This is a genomic window from Wolbachia endosymbiont of Phyllotreta cruciferae, from assembly GCF_918697765.1.
GTDB classification, from domain to species: Bacteria; Pseudomonadota; Alphaproteobacteria; order Rickettsiales; family Anaplasmataceae; genus Wolbachia; species Wolbachia pipientis.
This window is the reverse complement of sequence record NZ_OU953855.1, coordinates 592,662-610,792: the sequence shown is the minus strand read 5'-3', so window position 1 is coordinate 610,792 and position 18,131 is coordinate 592,662. Positions and strand designations below refer to the sequence as shown.

General features: G+C 34.5%; 14 protein-coding genes, 1 other RNA gene and 1 pseudogene. 8 read left to right on the top strand and 8 right to left on the bottom strand.

The genetic code is table 11. The features are described 5' to 3' along the window. Nucleotides 1-98 precede the first annotated feature (98 nt). Nucleotides 99-1,568: an Asp-tRNA(Asn)/Glu-tRNA(Gln) amidotransferase subunit GatA gene (gene gatA, locus NL281_RS02870; protein WP_044471200.1), complete on the bottom strand. Its 1,470-nt coding sequence runs from the start codon at nt 1,566-1,568 to the stop codon at nt 99-101. A gap of 389 nt (nt 1,569-1,957) precedes the next feature. Between gatA and mtaB the strand changes: the two genes are divergently transcribed. Further along, on the top strand, nt 1,958-3,184 hold the full coding sequence (gene mtaB / locus NL281_RS02865) for a tRNA (N(6)-L-threonylcarbamoyladenosine(37)-C(2))-methylthiotransferase MtaB (protein ID WP_253303586.1): 1,227 nt from the start codon (nt 1,958-1,960) through the stop codon (nt 3,182-3,184). Nucleotides 3,185-3,250: 66 nt separating this feature from the next. Then, nucleotides 3,251-4,189, top strand: a complete 939-nt coding sequence (locus NL281_RS02860) for an outer membrane protein (RefSeq protein ID WP_253303585.1) — start codon at nt 3,251-3,253, stop codon at nt 4,187-4,189. A 7-nt stretch (nt 4,190-4,196) separates the two neighbouring features. On the opposite strand, the gene NL281_RS02855 is transcribed toward NL281_RS02860, so the two are convergent. The 3 genes from NL281_RS02855 to NL281_RS02845 all read right to left on the bottom strand — a co-directional run bounded on the left by NL281_RS02855 (nt 4,197) and on the right by NL281_RS02845 (nt 8,705). Then, entirely contained in the window at nt 4,197-5,684 is a 1,488-nt protein-coding gene (locus tag NL281_RS02855; RefSeq protein ID WP_253303584.1) for a type II secretion system protein GspD, read from the bottom strand. A 134-nt stretch (nt 5,685-5,818) separates the two neighbouring features. Continuing rightward, the gene (locus tag NL281_RS02850; protein ID WP_155968480.1) at nt 5,819-7,183 is read right to left on the bottom strand and encodes an ankyrin repeat domain-containing protein; all 1,365 of its coding nucleotides are present in this window, start codon (nt 7,181-7,183) and stop codon (nt 5,819-5,821) included. An 847-nt stretch (nt 7,184-8,030) separates the two neighbouring features. Then, complete coding sequence (locus NL281_RS02845; protein ID WP_320157037.1) at nt 8,031-8,705, bottom strand: septal ring lytic transglycosylase RlpA family protein; 675 nt, start codon at nt 8,703-8,705, stop codon at nt 8,031-8,033. A 26-nt stretch (nt 8,706-8,731) separates the two neighbouring features. Here NL281_RS02845 and murC point away from each other — a divergent pair, with 26 nt between their 5' ends. The 4 genes from murC (at nt 8,732) to NL281_RS02825 (ending at nt 13,854) form a co-directional block, all read left to right on the top strand. Next, a complete protein-coding gene (murC, locus tag NL281_RS02840; protein WP_253303582.1) occupies nt 8,732-10,255 on the top strand; it encodes a UDP-N-acetylmuramate--L-alanine ligase in 1,524 nt (507 codons plus the stop codon). 4 nt (nt 10,256-10,259) lie between these two features. Next, complete coding sequence (gene eno / locus NL281_RS02835; protein WP_253303581.1) at nt 10,260-11,534, top strand: phosphopyruvate hydratase; 1,275 nt, start codon at nt 10,260-10,262, stop codon at nt 11,532-11,534. Next, nucleotides 11,522-12,544: an Obg family GTPase CgtA gene (cgtA, locus tag NL281_RS02830; protein WP_253303580.1), complete on the top strand. Its 1,023-nt coding sequence runs from the start codon at nt 11,522-11,524 to the stop codon at nt 12,542-12,544. Before eno ends, cgtA begins: the two co-directional genes overlap by 13 nt. A 353-nt stretch (nt 12,545-12,897) precedes the next feature. Next, complete coding sequence (locus NL281_RS02825; RefSeq protein WP_253303014.1) at nt 12,898-13,854, top strand: IS5 family transposase; 957 nt, start codon at nt 12,898-12,900, stop codon at nt 13,852-13,854. 334 nt (nt 13,855-14,188) lie between these two features. On the opposite strand, the gene NL281_RS02820 is transcribed toward NL281_RS02825, so the two are convergent. The 3 genes from NL281_RS02820 to ffs form a co-directional block, all read right to left on the bottom strand. Continuing rightward, a complete protein-coding gene (locus NL281_RS02820; protein ID WP_010963017.1) occupies nt 14,189-14,521 on the bottom strand; it encodes a YbaB/EbfC family nucleoid-associated protein in 333 nt (110 codons plus the stop codon). A 3-nt stretch (nt 14,522-14,524) separates the two neighbouring features. Next, complete coding sequence (gene dnaX, locus NL281_RS02815) at nt 14,525-16,009, bottom strand: DNA polymerase III subunit gamma/tau (RefSeq protein ID WP_253303579.1); 1,485 nt, start codon at nt 16,007-16,009, stop codon at nt 14,525-14,527. A gap of 15 nt (nt 16,010-16,024) precedes the next feature. Then, nucleotides 16,025-16,124, bottom strand: an RNA gene (gene ffs / locus NL281_RS02810) — signal recognition particle sRNA small type. A 232-nt stretch (nt 16,125-16,356) separates the two neighbouring features. Here ffs and NL281_RS08670 point away from each other — a divergent pair. Both NL281_RS08670 and NL281_RS02800 read left to right on the top strand, forming a co-directional pair. Beyond that, nucleotides 16,357-16,473: pseudogene (locus NL281_RS08670) on the top strand (WPE palindromic element domain-containing protein); the annotation flags it as partial. Between the two features lie 107 nt (nt 16,474-16,580). After that, complete coding sequence (locus NL281_RS02800; RefSeq protein WP_065094500.1) at nt 16,581-17,234, top strand: glutathione S-transferase family protein; 654 nt, start codon at nt 16,581-16,583, stop codon at nt 17,232-17,234. A gap of 1 nt (nt 17,235) precedes the next feature. On the opposite strand, the gene NL281_RS02795 is transcribed toward NL281_RS02800, so the two are convergent. Then, entirely contained in the window at nt 17,236-17,883 is a 648-nt protein-coding gene (locus NL281_RS02795) for an O-methyltransferase (RefSeq protein ID WP_253303577.1), read from the bottom strand. Nucleotides 17,884-18,131: the final 248 nt, after the last annotated feature.

Below are 18,131 nucleotides of genomic sequence, written 5' to 3'. Positions count from 1 at the left end.
ATATACCCTGTTTTTGCTATTCATCTAAAAATGGAACCATAGAGTACGTTGAGGAGCGTAAGCAAATTTTAATGCAAAAATTACTATCAAAAAATAGATTATGCAAGAGGTCTAATTATTCTGCCGCAATTTTGCTCTATCACACTTGCCACATTTAATATTCCAGCTTCATCATAATAATTTCCAATCACTTGCAAGGCAAGTGGTAAACCCTCATTGGAGAGCCCAACAGGAACAGAAATAGCAGGCAATCCTGCCAGACTTGCCGGCACAGTAAACACATCATTGATGCACATAATTAGCGGATCTGGCTTTTCATTTAAGCCAAAAGCTTCTGTTGGAGCAGATGGCACAAGTATGTAATCTATTTTTTCAAACGCTTTTATAAAATCATTTCTGATTAATGCCCTAATGCACTGCGCTTTTTCGTAATATTCATTATAATGACCTGAAGAAAGCGCATAAGCGCCAATTAAAATTCTTCTTTTCACCTCTTTACCAAAACCTTCTGCTCTTGTTAGTGAATACATTTCTTCAAGGGTATCAGCATCAACCCTTAATCCATAACGCACACCATCGTAACGAGCAAGATTGGATGAAGTTTCAGCAGAACAGATTAAATAATAGACTGGTATTGCATATTTAGTATGTGGCAGAGTAATGTCAACAACTTCAGCGCCATTTTCTTTTAAATAGGAAGCAACTCTTTCCCAATTATGAACTATTTCCTCTGAAATTCCATCCATCCTATATTCTTTTGGTATACCAATACACTTACCCTTGACATCACCATTTATAAAGCTAGAAAATTTAGGCACTGGCTTTTCGCTCGATATTGAATCTTTTGTATCATAGCCACAAATTGCTTCCAGCATTAATGCTGAATCAGAGACAGAACGAGTAATGACTCCTGCTTGATCCAGAGAACTCGCAAATGCAATCATACCAAAACGCGAGCATCTTCCATAAGTTGGCTTTATTCCAACTACTCCACAATAAGCTGCTGGTTGGCGTACAGATCCACCGGTGTCGCTCCCTAACGCTCCAGCGCATAAAAATCCAGCAACCGATGCTGCAGATCCACCAGATGATCCACCAGGAACAACTTTTTCCCCATCGCTTTTTCTAATCCACACATTTTCAACAGGGCCAAAATAGCTATTTGTGTTCGCAGAACCCATAGCAAATTCATCCATATTAAGCTTACCGAGCATGGCTGCTCCACTTTTTAAAAGCAAGTCAGACACCGTAGATTCGTAAGTCGGAACGAAATTTTCCAGCATTTTTGAGCATGCTGTTGTTTTTATTCCTTTTGTACAGAATAGATCTTTGATGCCAACTGGTACACCCATGAGCGGCGAGATTAAATCATCCTTTTGCCTAGAGAAATGTTCATCTGCAGCTTTAGCAGCTTTCATTGCTATCTCTGGGGTTTTTGTTATAAATGCATTTAATTTCTCATTTTCAACCGCACTGATGTGCGCCTCTACGAGTTCAACGGCAGAAAAACTCTTTTTTTTGAGCCCGTCATGCATTTGTGTAATACTTAACTTTCTTAGTTCATTCATCAATATTTAATTTTTAGCAAGACGTTAATTATAACATGGCACGATAAAAAATCCATACATTTATAGTTACAGCTAGAAATGTAGCTAAGGTAACTTAGATTCACCGACAATCGTCATCCCGCTACTTGTTAGCGGCTAAGAGATACCGCAGCGGTATGACGTAGAAGCTATACTTTTATACTCACCAACTCAGTATCCAATCCGGATTGTATCTTAAAAAGGTCAAAAGACTATAATAAGCAAAGGAGTGATACTGTGTCTGAGTGAAAATCGTTGAGATCCCAGTGTCTGCTGCTTGCATAGCATTTATTTACAAAAAAATAGTCATGCAAGAGACTTTGCTTGGATATTTGATATAATTTAGGTCTATTAAAGCAAAAAATACTAACATGAATGAAGTGATAACATTTGGTTGTCGTCTAAATTTTTACGAGAGCGAGTTAATCAAAGAAGCATTAAAAAAAGCAAAGAGAGAAAATGTTGTTGTGGTGCATAGCTGTGCAGTGACAAACGAAGCAGAACGTCAGGTAAAGCAAAAGATACGTAAGATTTACAAAAATGATCCAAATAAAGAAATTATCGTAGTTGGTTGTGCTGTTCAGTTGGATCCAGAAGTTTACAGTAGCATTCCTGGTGTAAGTAAAGTGCTCGGTAATCAAGATAAGCTAAAAGCTGAAAATTACTTACTAAATGACGATAAAATCTTGGTCAGTGATAACCAAGTAGAACCTGTTCTAATTAATGGATTTGAAGATAAGTCAAGGGCATTTATTGAAATTCAAAATGGTTGTAATCATAGCTGCACATTTTGTTCAATTACTGAGGCAAGGGGGAATAATCGATCTGTGCCAATAAACAGTATTATAGAGCAAATCAGGATCTTTGTAGAAAATGGATATCAAGAAGTAGTGTTTACAGGGGTTGATATTACTGACTTTGGTACAGATTTGTTGGGTAAGCCATCACTTGGTTCAATGATTAGGAGAGTTTTAAAGGATATACCAGAGTTGAAGAGGCTAAGACTTTCCTCTATCGATGTTGCTGAAGTTGACGACGAATTAATGGATTTAATAGCTAATGAGTCAAGACTTATGCCTCATTTACATTTGAGTCTACAATCTGGTAATAATTTAATACTAAAGAGAATGAAGCGTCGTCACAACAGAGAACAAGTGATAGAATTTTGTCATAAAATGAAGAGCTTGAGGCCTAATATAGCATTTGGCGCTGATATTATTGCTGGATTTCCAACAGAAACTGATGAAATGTTTCAGGATACAGTTGATTTACTGAAAAAAACAAATATAGTTTACCTACATGCTTTTCCATATTCAGAGCGGAAAAATACACCTGCTGCACGAATGCCACAAGTACCAGAGAATGTGCGTAAAGAACGAGTAAAAAATTTAAGAGAAATGAATAGAGAAATGATGAGCAGTTTTTGTCAATCCTTGATCAACACTAAGCAAAGTGTTCTGGTTGAGCAAAATAATGTCGGTAGAGCAGAAAATTTTGCATTAATAAAGCTTGAATCAAGAGCACAAGCTAAAAGTATTGTGAAAGTTAATGTTACAGGCGTAGAGAATAATTATTTAATTGGAAATACTCTTTCTTAATTTTTGTACATTAAAGAAATATATGATATGATGGTTATACTATAAATGATAATTATGGGTTCATTTGTGATAACTAAAAGATCTATTACTTTATTTTTGATTTTAATTTCATGTGTCTATTTTTTTATTACTTATATCGGTAATTATGTACACGTTGAACAAGTTATTGGAACACAACTCTTAAAACTAGAAACGGACAATAATGAAGATGTAATGCATTCTAAAGAGGTTACTGAAAAAGAAGTACTAACAGAGGATTTAAAATATCAAGAACCTGAAAATAGTCCTATTGAACAACCTTCTATTCTCCAAGTAGCTGATCAGAAAAATATGTGGTCACGTATTGCAGATCAAGCTGAGCCTACAAAAGAAAAATCAAAAAAACTTGATTTTTATGTTAGCGCTAACGGTGGTAAGGTATACCATGATAATTCAGAAACATTTGTAAAGGGTATAAAGGCAATAGGGGAGAGAGTCCTAACTTTAGTTGAAAGTCATTATGGTTTTATAATAAAAAATATAGTGGCAGATGAAATTAAAAGTATACAGCAATTTGATGGTAAAATTGATTTCCAGTGGTTTAGCAGCATGTCTTTAGGTTACTATGCTGGAGAAAATGGTAAAATTGATTTTGAAGCCGCGTATTCTATAGCCAATATTGAAGATAGTAATTCTCCTCCGGTATTTGATAAATCAGCAAGTATATTTGCGTTTTTGTTAAACTTCTATTATAATCCCAGCGTTCAGGATACACAATTTGCTCCGTACATCGGTCTTGGTATAGGACCAACAGTTTTTAGATTAAAAAGGATTAATGGGTCACCCCAAAATTCAATGCCACTGAATGTTCCTTGGTTTGCTTATCAAATAAAACTTGGTGTTGATTATTCAATAATCCCAAAAATCAAAACCTTTCTCGGCTATCGTTACTTTAGCGTTCCGATACCTGTTGCAGATGACATATCTACTCACAATATTGAAGTTGGTTTGATATTTAATTTTTAGTGATAATTTAATATATATATAAATTCTTATCTTTTCTATCTAACAAACCAAATGTTGGTACGATTGTTGCTTTTAAAAAAATGACAGTTTCTACTGTTCTAATATTATTCGCTAGCCTTTTTGATTTCTGATGCAATAAGCTTTGCTTATCTTCTCTATGTTCTATAAGCCCGCCGATTACCATAATTTCACCGCTCTTAATTTTTAACATAGAGTTCATTTCTCTGATTTCAACAATTGGAATGTTGCTATTTAATTTCATTTTACTCTGCTGTGCGACGTACTCTATATCTGGATCTTTAGTGTAGCCGTTAATTCTTGATAAAGTTGGATGTATATCCATGAATATTTCACTAGTATCAATGTTAATGCTTGGGTGGATTATTAGCACAACACCTATTGGGACGCTATTCATCTTGGTAATTAAGGTCTGATTAGAGTTTCTAGTATCTTTTTGTATATCGGAGGTAAAATAAATATGGTTTTTAGTAAATGAAATCATCGCTTGCTGATTATTTATAGCATGTACTCTGGGGCTTGAAATTACAGTTGAAGTGCCAAATTTGTCTAAATTTTTTACTAAATCTCCTAGATCATTTGCACCAAAGTTCATTGCTAGGTTAATAATGGAGTTATCTTGATTTATTATAGACTTAGTTCCATCTTGTAAGTCATTTAAGTTCATACCAGAAAGGTATTTGTCATCTAGCACAACTTCAACTATTTTTGCCTCTATCATTACTTGAGAAGACGCTAACTTCTTAACCTTATTAATATATTCTTCAACAGCTTTGTGGATATCTTTTCTAGCATTCAAAATAATAACACCAGCTTCTCTGTTGGATGAAAGGAATTCGCCATCATCCACCCCGTTAACATCCATTATTGCATTCAAGCCTTTTTCTAATGAATTCCATAAGTCACTACTGTATTGAGACTTCATAACATTGTTATAGTCCCTATCAACGTTACTTCCATCACTGTTAGTAATATTGTTATTAATGACGAAACTGCTTTGAGCAGAATGTTGAATATTGATGAAGTCTACGTAATAATTTTGTGCGTATGGCAAGTCCTGCTCAATTCTAATTACACCATTACTTGTTGAGTAACGCAGTTTGGCGCTATTTGCTATACTCTGAATTACTTCGTTTATATCCTTATCTTTTAGCTTTAAAATAATATTACCTGATATTTTTGGGTCCATATCCAAGTTAACGTCAGAAAGTTTTCCTATCTCAATCAGCAAATCCTTTACTGATACTTCTTCACTAACATTAATAGAAATAAGCTGATTACTGATTGTGAGATCGGGAAACTCTATTGGTAAAGGCATAATTTCTGGTATTGCCGGTTCATTAATCTCCAAAGAGGTGTTATATTGTTGCAACGGATAATCGTGCTTATAATTGTCTATGTTAATAGGATATTGCTTGGTAGGTAGATGTGTGCAAGAAATAATGAAGAGGAGTATTAAGCATTTAAAAATAGCCATTAGAACAGCATACAAAATCTATACTAATAGATTTCTATAAAAATATTAAAAATGTATTTAATCTCATTTTCATCGAGCAGATAATTGTCGTGTATTAGCTTTGGCTATGTATTTTTTGTATACTCTTCTTGTACTTAAATGTAGACCAGCATAGCCCTAATTTTTTTATATATTTTACTTCTTTCTCTGTATTTAATAATAGGCTTGAAAATAAATGGTAAGCCTATAATTGTTAAGCTTAGAGCTAGGGTTGAAAGTATACAACAGGCTTTGTGTTTACTATGTAGCTCTTTCAGGTAAAGCATCAAAAATCTACAAAATTTTTTGTAATTTTCTTCGATGTTTTTTTTGCTATGAGCCTTGCTAATGAACATATCTATTGCGGTATGACCGTTATTGCACTTAATGTTAAGGTCTGCACCTTTTTCTGTTAACAACTGAGCTATATCAAAATAATCCTTTTGAACAGCAAGATGTAGAGGTGCAAAACCTTGTTGCTCACAAATGTTCATATTGGCTCTAACTTCCAATAACATTTTCACAATTTGTGTATGGCCTTTTTTAACTGCGAGTAGCAAGGGAGTTCTGTTACATTTAGTAACAGCATTAACGTTTACCTTAAGCTTCAATAAGAGCTTAACTGTTTTAGTGTTACCATTATGGCTAGCTTTATGCAGCCTAGCGTTACCATTAAAATCTTGATCGTTTGCTTCTATTCCCTTTGAAACAAGAAATGTTACCATTTTTCTATTATTATGCTCAATAGCGCAATCTAACGCATCAAAACCATGGTTGTTTTTTGTGCAAAAAAACTCTTTAAGTTTAATTTTATCGTTACTTGCTTGCTGTTTTTTTGCAATAAGTTTTACTATTTGCATTTTGTTGTTATACGCTGCTAGGAAAAGCGTAGTGTTATTTTCTGCATCTTTGGCTTCTATATTTGCACCTTTCTTTATCAGATATTCTATAATTTCTGCTCTGCTGTCATAATGTGCGGTGCATTGATAAATGGTTAAAAACAAAGGAGTACGAAAATTGTTATCTTCACATTCGAGATTTGCTCCGCTATCAATTAAAATTTGAACACTTTTTTTAGAACCGTATAGTGAAGCTATATGAAGAGGAGTATAGCCCTCTTTGACATCTTTTTCATTAATTTTTGCGCCTTTTGTTATCAAAAAATCTATTAATTCCGTGTCATCTTGTAGTGCAGCAAGGTGCAGTGGAGTGAATCCATTTTTATCCTTGGAATTAATTGTCAGTTGGTTAACAAAAAGTTTAGCAACTTTCTTGTGTCCATGCATAATGGCGTAATGCAGAGGGTTTCTATTTTCGTTGTCTACGACATTGAAATCAGCTTCGTGCTCTAGTAATGACTTTACTCCAACTAAATCGCCTTCTTTTGTGAACTTATGCAAGAGAGTGATTCCACTTGCATCTTTTGAGTTAATATCAAATCCATTTTCTACTAATTGGTTTATATCTTCCTCACGCGCCATATCACTTAAATCTCTAATTAAACTCTTTTCGCGTTAATAATACTCCTACTTGATTAAGTTTAAATGAATCTGTGAGAAATGGCTAGTGCATTCTTGCATAACAAACTTTTGGCAGCGCATTGGATGAAACGAAAAACTTACTTGACAAACTCCGCCAGCCCTCTTATCATGAAACTGAAGCTATTTATTTATCTTCGCAATCTCTGCAGTGGATTAATGACAAAAAACTTAATGTATTTGGCGTAAGTCATGCTTAATTTTTTGCACTATGTGCACCTCATGTCTTTATAAAACTTTTAGGTTTCTACCTATACAAGCCGAAACGCGCTTATAAAGTGTTTAAGACAGTAAAAGACGTCAAATAGACAAGGGAGAATTTGAATACTAGCTACCCTAGGGTTTCTTTGCCTTTTTTTTTATTTGGTAAATTTCTTAACATTTATAGCTAAACGACAACTGTCATTCCTGTAAAGGTCAAGTATCCCGCTACTTGTTAGCGGGATCTAGAGATACCGTGACGGTATGACGTAGGATTGCTGTCATTCTGCTACTTGTTAGCTGCTGAGATACCGCGAATGAATCGCGGCATGACGGTTCGCGGTGGCATGACGATAAGCTCGTCATCCCGCTACTTGTTAGCGGCTGAGATACCGCGAATAAATCGCGGTATGACGGTTAGCGGTGGCGTGACGATAAGCTCGTCATTCCGCTACGTGTTAGCGGCTAAGAGATATCGCGGTGGTATAGCTATAAATTGTTGATATCTTTTTTATATCACATTTTTAACTTACAATAGTTAGCCAGCGTTCCTTACATTAACCAAATCTTTCAAATTCTGCACTCACCACTACCTATAACTCACTTTCACGCAATATTGATCGTTCTTAAAAAGCAATCTAACATTTTTTATTCCTTGATTGCGAAGCTTTGATGCAGCTGACTTAGCAGCCTGAGCACTTTTAAAAAATGCAACATATCCCTTACTTTCTGCATTGTCTTGTTTTGGGTGACGTTTCTGTATTTCTTTTTCATACTGCTTTCTGTAATAAGGAGTATTTTGTATCAATTGTTCTGACATCTTTCTTAGGTATTGGACTTTTACTTTTGCAAGCCCAGATTTATGAAATCCTAAGACTTGAGCTGCTTTTTCTGATAAGTCTATTATTCTACCTTCAATAAATGGTCCTCTATCGTTAACCCTTGTAACAAGCTTTCTTCCATTTTCTAAATTAGTGACAAGAACAAAGCAGGGTAGGGGCAAAGTCTTATGCGCTGCAGAGATCAAGTGACGGTTAAACACTTCACCATTTGCTGTAAGCGTGCCATGATCTTCTATTCCATACCACGACGCTGTCCCTATCTCTTCATAGTGTTTACAGTTTTTTGGATAATAAGTTATACCATTTATTGTGTAGCTGCTGCCAATTTTATAATGACCTGCAGTGCAGTTAAACCTGTTGCTAAAACTGCAGCTACTTATCAAACCAAATATTAGACATAGAAAGGTTAGGTTTTTTATCATTGTATTCGGTAAGAGGGTTCGATACTATGAGGATTTTAAATTATACTATAATAAATTTAGTAATGAGTAAACATCTACTGCTAAATATTAACAAAACTCAAAAAGGAATAATACATATTATTGGTATAGGTGGAATCGGAATGAGTGCCATTGCTGAAATTCTTCACAATTCCAATTGCAAAGTTCAAGGCAGTGATGCACAATCAAACGACAATATAAATAAGTTACAAAAGCTAGGTATAGAGGTTTTTATTGGTCACAATGCTAATAATATAAGCCAAGCTCAAATAGTTGTACATTCTTCTGCAATAGAATCTGATAATGTGGAGTTAATTGCGGCAAAAAATAACAATAAAACCGTTTTGCATAGATCAGACATACTTGCTGAAATTATGAAAGGTAAATATGTGATAGCGGTTTCAGGTTCAAGCGGAAAGACAACAACAACCGCTATGATTGCTTCCATTTTTGATCATTCTGGCATTGATGCGACTGTAACTGTAGGAGGGATATTAAATTCCTATAAGAGCAACTTCAAACTTGGAGGGAGTGACACTTTTCTGATCGAGGCTGATGAGTCTGATGGAACTATGCTAAAAATCCCTGCAAAGATTGCTGTCATAACAAGTATCAACAATGACCACATAGATTATTACGGCACATTTGATAATATCAAAAATGCATTTTCCCAATTCGTGAATAATGCAGGTTCTGCAGTTTTACCTGATTCTGTAGACATCGATTATGATGCGAGTAATTCTATAACGTTTGGGTTTGAGAATGGTAGCATAAGAGCCAGCAACATTAAACAGCATGCTAACAGCATAGAATTTGACGTGTTGAACAACTGGATTCCAGCATCAGCTACTTGCATGACAAAAAAGCAGGTGTCATCCCATCACCTTCTGTCATCCCATCACCCTCTGTCATCCCAGTGCGTGACACTGGGATCCAGCCCTTTAAAAAACATAGTACTATCAAACGCAATAGGTATTCACAAAGTAAGCAACGCCTTGGCTGCAATATCAGTTGCGATAAAACTCGGGATTAGCGATGCAGAGATTAAAAAAGGCCTTTTGGAATTCAAAGGAGTAGCAAGAAGATTCTCTTTGATTGCCAATATTAAAGGTGTTAAGTTAATTGAGGATTATGCCCATCATCCAAATGAAATATATGCAACTTTAACGGCTGCACGTTCAATTACTAAAGGAAAAGTAATAGGAATTATCGAACCACTTCGTTTTGCTCGCATTCGTAATTTTTTTGATGAATTCATACGAATTTTCATGATGTTTGATTATGTCATCCTTACTCCTGTTCATCCTCCAGAAGATAAGCCCATTTCTGGTTGTGGAATTGATGATATACAAAAAGCTTTAATCAGTAATGGATTTAATAACACAAAAATTATGAATGATGCTTTGCTCATTTCACATTTTATTAGTAATTCGACAAGTCCAAGTGATATAGTATTATTTATTGGTGCTGGTAGTAATATAGCTAAATTGGCAAAGGAAACTGCAGCACTTATTGCGGAAGTTAAGGTTTAATGTAATGAATAAGATAATCAATAACGTATTTGCAAGAGAAATTTTAGATAGCAGGGGTTACCCCACTATTGAGGTAGAAATTGAGCTCTGTGATGGTGCAATAGGCAGGGCATCTGTACCTTCTGGAGCTTCAACCGGTAAATTAGAAGCCTTGGAACTCAGGGACCAAGATGAGAAAAGGTATTGTGGTAAGGGAGTGCTGAAAGCTGTTCAAGCTGTAAATGGGATAATAGCAGATGAAATCATTGGAATGAATGCAGCGGACCAAAATGCAATTGATAAAGCATTAATTGAACTGGATGGAACAAAAAACAAATCAAAACTTGGAGCAAATGCAACTTTGGGTGTGTCTCTTGCAGTTGCAAAAGCAGCAGCAAACAGTTTCAAAATGCCGCTATATAGATATTTGGGAGGAAAGCAGACGAGTGTTATGCCGGTTCCACTCATTAACATAATTAATGGTGGAGTACATGCAGACAATAAGCTCGATTTTCAAGAATTCATGATTCTTCCGGTCGGTGCCGAGACTTTCAGTGAAGCAATCAGAATGTCTGCGGAGGTGTTCCACAACTTACGTAGCATTCTTAAGAAAAAAGGTTATAGCACAAACGTAGGAGATGAAGGTGGTTTTGCACCAAATATTGAAAGTACTGAAGAAGCACTTGATTTGATCATATACGCTATAGAATCAGCAGGTTATTCAGCGCAAAGTGATTTTGCACTAGGCCTTGATGTTGCTTCATCTACTTTTTATGAAGATGGAATTTACAAATTTGAAAACAAAGAACTTACTTCGGAAGAATTGGCTGAATACTATTGTAACCTTGTGGAAAGATATCCAATAATTTCTATAGAAGATGCAATGAGTGAGGAGGATTACGAAAGTTGGAAATTACTTACTGCAAAATTGGGGAGTAAAATTCAATTGGTTGGGGATGATTTGTTTGTTACAAATTGTGAACTGATATGCAAAGGAATAGAGGAAAAAATGGCAAATGCTGTACTGATCAAGCCAAATCAAATAGGGACGTTAACAGAGACTTTTGCTGCTATTGAAATGGCAAAATCAAATGGCTATAAAGCTGTTGTTTCTCATCGCTCAGGTGAAACAGAAGACACAACAATATCTCATATAGCAGTTGCGTCAAATTGCGGGCAAATAAAAACCGGGTCGCTATCGCGTTCTGATAGACTCGCGAAGTATAATGAGCTAATGAGAATAGAAAGCACGTTAGGAAAGGATGCTAAATATTATCGTGGGTTAGCATGGGTTTTATAGACGAAGTAAAATTGTGTTTAAAAGCCGGTGACGGTGGTGATGGCTGTGCAAGTTTTCGTCGAGAAAAGTTCGTTGAATTTGGTGGTCCAAATGGTGGTAATGGAGGAAAGGGTGGAAACATAGTTTTCATCAGCGACGCTAATCTCAACACTTTGCTTCATTTTCGTTATAGAAGACACATTAAAGCAGATAGTGGAAAAAATGGTGCAGGCAGGGATAGATCTGGCACAGCAGGGAAAGACGTTATACTTAAAGTTCCAGTTGGTGCACAAATAATTGATGAAGAAAGTGAAGAGATAATAGTCGATCTTGACAAGCCTGATATGGAATTTTTAATAGCACAGGGTGGAAAAGGTGGACTTGGAAATACTAATTTTAAATCTTCTACTAATAAGGCACCAAGACATTTTACTTACGGTCAGCCTGGCGAAGAAAAACATGTATTATTAAAACTAAAAGTTTTATCGGACGTTGGAATTATTGGCATGCCAAACGCAGGTAAATCAAAATTTTTGACTCGCTGCTCAAATTCCGATACAAAAGTAGGCGATTATCCATTTACCACCGTAAGACCCCACTTAGGTGTGACAAAAGTGGATGATAGCGAAGTTATAATAGCAGATATTCCTGGAATAATCACCGATGCTCACCTTGGAGTTGGGCTCGGACATAAATTTTTAAAGCACATAGAAAGGTGTAAAATTTTACTTCATTTAATCGATGTAACTCATGATGATGTTATTTCGGCTTATAATTGTATCCATAATGAATTGGAACTTTACAATAGTGATCTTGTTGAAAAAGAAGAGATTGTAGTATTAAACAAATGCGACTTATTGAGGGAAGCAGAAATTCTGGAAAAGAAGAATCACCTAGCTAATTATCTCAATAAAGAAGTGCTGTGCTTATCAATTAATGGTGATTTACAGCCTATTTTAAGATTATTAAGTGAAAAATTGAAAAAGAGTAATTCTAAGGAAATCGATGTATATGATCCTTTTAAGATGTGAATTTCATTTATTTTATCATATAACTAGAATATATTTGTACGAACATTTGTTTTTGTTAAACACAACAAATCCCAGTGTCAGCTACTTGCATCTACCACACAACTGTACGAACATTGCAATTTGCAGGCAATTTGCGTGGCAGATGGTGTCATCCCAGTGCCCAGACACTGGGATCCAGCCTTTTCATAATCATCAAAATGTTGTATTTTAACATAAAACGGCTACTTTTATGCTTACCAACTTAATAAAATTTCTGGATCCCAGTGGGCTTTGTTGCATCGCTCAAGTGAAAAGAACTGGCAGTTACTGACAAAATTCATTATAAATAGCCATTTAACTGTTGAAGAAAAAATATGCCACAAAAAATGAGAGTCAGTAACTGCCATGAATATAACAAATTTCTCCAAGAAAGAGGAAGCATTTTTTGTTATATCAATGACGCCATAGAAAATTGGTACGAGAATTGTCCAAAAATGCAGGGCGGCAACTATATTTATAGTGATAAAGTTGTGATTTTGGTGCATATAATCGTCAGTTTCTTTAGAATTGGTTTAAGACAAACAGTCGGGTTTATAAAAGGGTATTTGCAACAAATAGGAAGAGATTTGGCAGTTATCAGCTATTCACAAGCATCAAGAAGGTTTAAGAAACTTAATATTAAGATAAATGATTGCAGAATTGATAAAAATAATATGGAAGATATCGAAATTGCTATAGACAGTACAGGAATTAGTATATACAACAACACTCCTGGTCACAGCAAGGAAAATAGCACTGACAGAAAATATCGTGGCTATGAGCAAACGAGAAAATTGCACGTAATGTTGAATATAAACAACAAAAAAGCCATAGCTGTAAAATACAGTAACGGTGTCTACTCTGATCACTATGGAGCTTGTGATTTGCTAAAAGAAGTTGATTTTCAGCATGCCATAAAAGCACTATATGCAGATAGAGCATGTGATAGGCACAAGTTTTATAAGTTGTGTAACAAATATGATATAAAGACAAAAATTCCACCAATAAACAATGCGGCAGAACATCCAGAAATAGATTATATGTCTGACAGGAATGCTGCTATTAGGTTAATAAAATTATACGGTGAAGATGGCATGAAAGAATGGAAAAAAGAAGTAAATTATGGGAAAAGATCTTATATTGAAGGGTTTTTCTCAAGATTAAAGCAAATATTCGGATTTAGTTTTAGGAATAAATCTGAGATAAATCGAGAAAAAGAACTGCTAATCAAATGCTATTTGCTTAATAAATTCACTGATATTGGTATGGCTAAATTTGAGATAGTTACATGAATTTACCATAAATCACCATCTCATAAAGTGTGATGCAACAAAGCCCACTGGGATCCAGGAATTTTATTAAGTTGGTAAGCATAAAAGTAGCCGTTTTATGTTAAAGCACAACGTTCTTGATGAGATTACGGCAAGGCTGGATTCCAGTGTCAAGCACTGGAATGACATCGTTTACTATGTGATATCGTGCCATATTGCAATGTTTGTACAGTTGTGGAATGAATCACGGTATGACGTAGGGCTATGCTAGTATAGGTACATTATATGAAGAAGCACTAGCGTTGGGAATATTAGAAAAAAAATACTTACACTAAAAGAAACTTCAGTAGTAAATTCAAAAAGGAAGTTTAAACCCAGATGGTAAACCCATCATACCTGCAAGATCAGAAGTTGCATTCGCCATATCTTCTTCTGCTTTTTTAACGGCATCATTAAACGCTGCTGTTACTAAATCCTCTACTATATCTTTTTCCTCATTTCTCATAAGTTCTAAGTCTATGTTCACCTTTTTAGCTTTATAGCTACCTATTTTTATGACTTCCACTAATACAGAAACTTTGCCACCACCAGAAATACCTTGAAACTCTTTTCCAACATATTTTTCTTGAGCTTCTGCAAGCTTTTTTTGCATCTCTTGCGCTTGTTTCATTATTTGACTAAAATCCACAACTTACTCCTTATTTTCTATATTAACTACTTTTGCACCTTTAAACGTGTCAAGGATATCCTTAACTGCAGGTGCATAATTTAAATTACTCACTTCCCTGTTTATATAACCTGTATCAACTGCAATAACCCACTCTTGCTGAGTCACCTGGTTTAAGTAATTTTTTAAATCATTGCAAAAATTACTATCCAACTTAGATACAGCTTTTAATTTTAAATATCCAGGTTTACAATCTATTAATTGTAGATTATTATACAGTTGTTTGTAAAGATAAATTTGGTTACTCCGCCTTAATAGTTGCAAAACTTTGTCAAAATCATAATTTTGTTGCTGTTCATTTCTTACATTACGCGTATTTTCCGGCTGTGCATTCTGCGAAAGAATTTTTTTGACCACCTGTTCCGGAGAAGGCAGATCAGAAAGATAACAGAGGCTAATTAACATCATTTCAGCAGCAACATCGTTGCATGTTGAAGTTTTTATATCTTGAATACCTTTAAGCAACATCTTCCACAATCTCGAAAAAAATATTAAAGATCTCTTTATACTTAAATCTTTTATCCTATTCTTTTCATGCTCTGTAACTGCATTATCAATCTCTTTTGTAATCAAAAAACGGCATACTAACTGAATTGTTTGCAATAGACCTTCAAAAATACTAAGTGGGTTTGCTGTTTTTACCGCCTTGTCAAACACTGATAGAGCTTTCTGTAAATCACCTTCTAATATTGCCCCTAATAGATCGAATATAATATCTTTATCCACTAGGCCAAGTATGTCTGTCACATTTTTAGTGGATATTGCACCATCTTTGCTATATAGCACTGCTTGATTCATCAAAAACAAGGCGTTACGCATTGAATTTCCAGAGTGTCGTGCAATTAATTCTAATGCTCCCTTTTCAATGGAATAACTCTCTTTTTGTGCAACATCATTTAAACGTTCCACTATTTTAGCTACAGGAATGTTGTGTAAATCAAATCTTTGACAACGTGCAATAATAGTTATTGGTATCTTTTTTATTTCCGTAGTTGCTAAAATGAACTTTACACTAGATGGTGGCTCTTCTAGGGTTTTAAGTAATGCGTTAAATGCACTGCTAGATAGCATGTGTACTTCATCTATAATGTAGACTTTGAATTTAGAGCTTATAGGTGAATAGCAAATATCTCCCAGGATTACTTTAATATCGTCAATGCTAGTGTGACTTGCTGCATCGATTTCAATTACATCTGGATGGCTTGAATTTTTTATTGCTAGACAATTTTCACATGATCCGCAAGGTTCAAAAATTGGCCCCAGGGAACAATTCAAACATAAAGCTATTATCCTTGCAGTGGTGGTTTTACCAACTCCACTACTACCAGAGAGCAGTATAGATTGTGGGATTTTGTTTAAAATAAAAGCATTTTCTAATACACGCACTAATATATCTTGACCTACTAGATCTTTGAAGCTACTAGGACGATGTTTTAATGCTATATTCATAGCCTCGGATAAAACAAATAATGAAATAGGTATGCAACCCAAAAAGGTTCTGATATGGCTGCTTCATTTCTGATCTGACCAAATTACAGAGTTTTTGCCTGCATACCTTATAAAATATTATACTTTTTTTTTTATTTAGCAAGGTATATCCTATGTTAGTTTTATAATTTGATATGTCAGATTTTTTGCAGTGCTATTTTGAAGTAAACAAAAAGTTAGTTGTCATGCAAGTCACTACAAGATTGTCACTCCAATGTTTATTTATGTCATTTCAGCGCTTATTTATGTCATCCCAGTGCCTAGGCATACAGCTGTATGAATGTTGTGATATAAGAGCAATTTTTACCGAAAAGGATGTCATCCCAGTGCTTGACTACTTGGATCCAGAAAACTTAACTGTAAATGAGCGCACTAGGCAATTGTATAACAAGAACTGGATTCCAGTGTCAGCTACTTGCATGACACTACCTGCTACGCAAACTTCTGTGGACTACAAAGAAAGTTCGTACAGTTGTAGGTCAAGCCATAGAGTAACAAAAAAAGGATATTGGTATAACAAAAGAGGAACATTATGATTTTATATCATTTTCCTCTTTGTCCATTTTCACGAAAAGTTAGAGCTTTTCTAAAAGAAAAAAAATTAGGCTGTGATCTAGTGTATGAAAATCCGTGGGAAAAGCGGAATGAATTTATGGAGATCAATCCAACCGGGCAAGTACCAGTGTTAATAGATAATAACTTTGTAATAGCGGATAGTAATGCCATTTGTGAATATATAGAAGAGACTTACAATAGCGACGTCAAATTACTTGGTTCATCCACTATTATTAAGTCTAAAATACGCGCTCTAATCAATTGGTTCGATAACAAATTTTACAATGAAGTTACTAAGTATATTATGAATGAAAAAGTAATTACTAACCGCAGCCCTGACTCTAGATTTCTTCATGCAGCTCAGCATAACCTGCCTTGCCATATGGAATACATCGAACACTTAATTAACAAGAACGTTTGGCTTGCAACTGATAAGTTCACTTTAGCTGATATTACTTTAGCATCGCATATTTCCGTAATGGATTATGTAAGTAGTTTTCCATGGGAAAAAAGTAAAATTTTAAAAGAATGGTACTCCATTGTTAAATCAAAGCCTTGTTTTCGTGAGATATTATTAGAGAGGATTTCTGGTTTAATCCCTCCTAAACATTATGCTGACCTTGATTTTTAACTTATGTTAGCTTTAAAGCTACAGTCATTCCTTCATCAGTTGGAATCAATATAGAGAAATATTTTTTTTCATCTGATAATCTATTATTAAACTCCCTCATGGCATGCCATGATTTTTCTGATACTTCTTTTGGAGGCGATTCTAAAAATACTGTGTTAAACAGTAGAGTGTTATCTGCAACGATTAGCCCATCTTGTTTAATGCATGACTCTGCCCAATCTAAATACTTAGGATAACTACTTTTGTCAGCATCAATAAATATCATGTCAAATGGTGCTTTTGCTGATAATTCATTAATTTTTTCCAGTGCATCGCCTTCTATTAGAGTAATTTTATCACTTAGATTAAAAGCACTAAAATTTTTTTTTGCTATTCTTGAGTGTTGAGGATTATTTTCTATTGTATATATATGACCGTCTTTTAGTAGAGCTTTTGCCATGCAAATCGACGAGTAACCGTATAACGTGCCAATCTCAACAATACTTTTGATTTTTTGGATTTTTATAAATAAACTTAATAGCTTTCCTTCTTCAGGGCCAATTTGAATATGTTGCTTTTTTTCAAGAATACAATATTCTTCTATTTTTTTATATTCTTTTGCAAATAGATTTCTTATGTATGACAATTTTATACTAAAATTATTACGCATATATTATAAATTAGGGAGACTTAATTCATACACAATTTATAAATATAATAATATAGTTTAAAATAATAAAAACATTTATTTTAAGTTATTATTTCATAGTATAAAATTTTAAGTGACAAAAATTATTATATATCGTACTATAGTTAACTAGTATAATAAACAGTCGATTATTATGCTAGAATTAAAGGGATTGTTTATGCGCATTTCTCTTTTTAAAATATAATTTTTATAATCAATTAGAGGGGGTT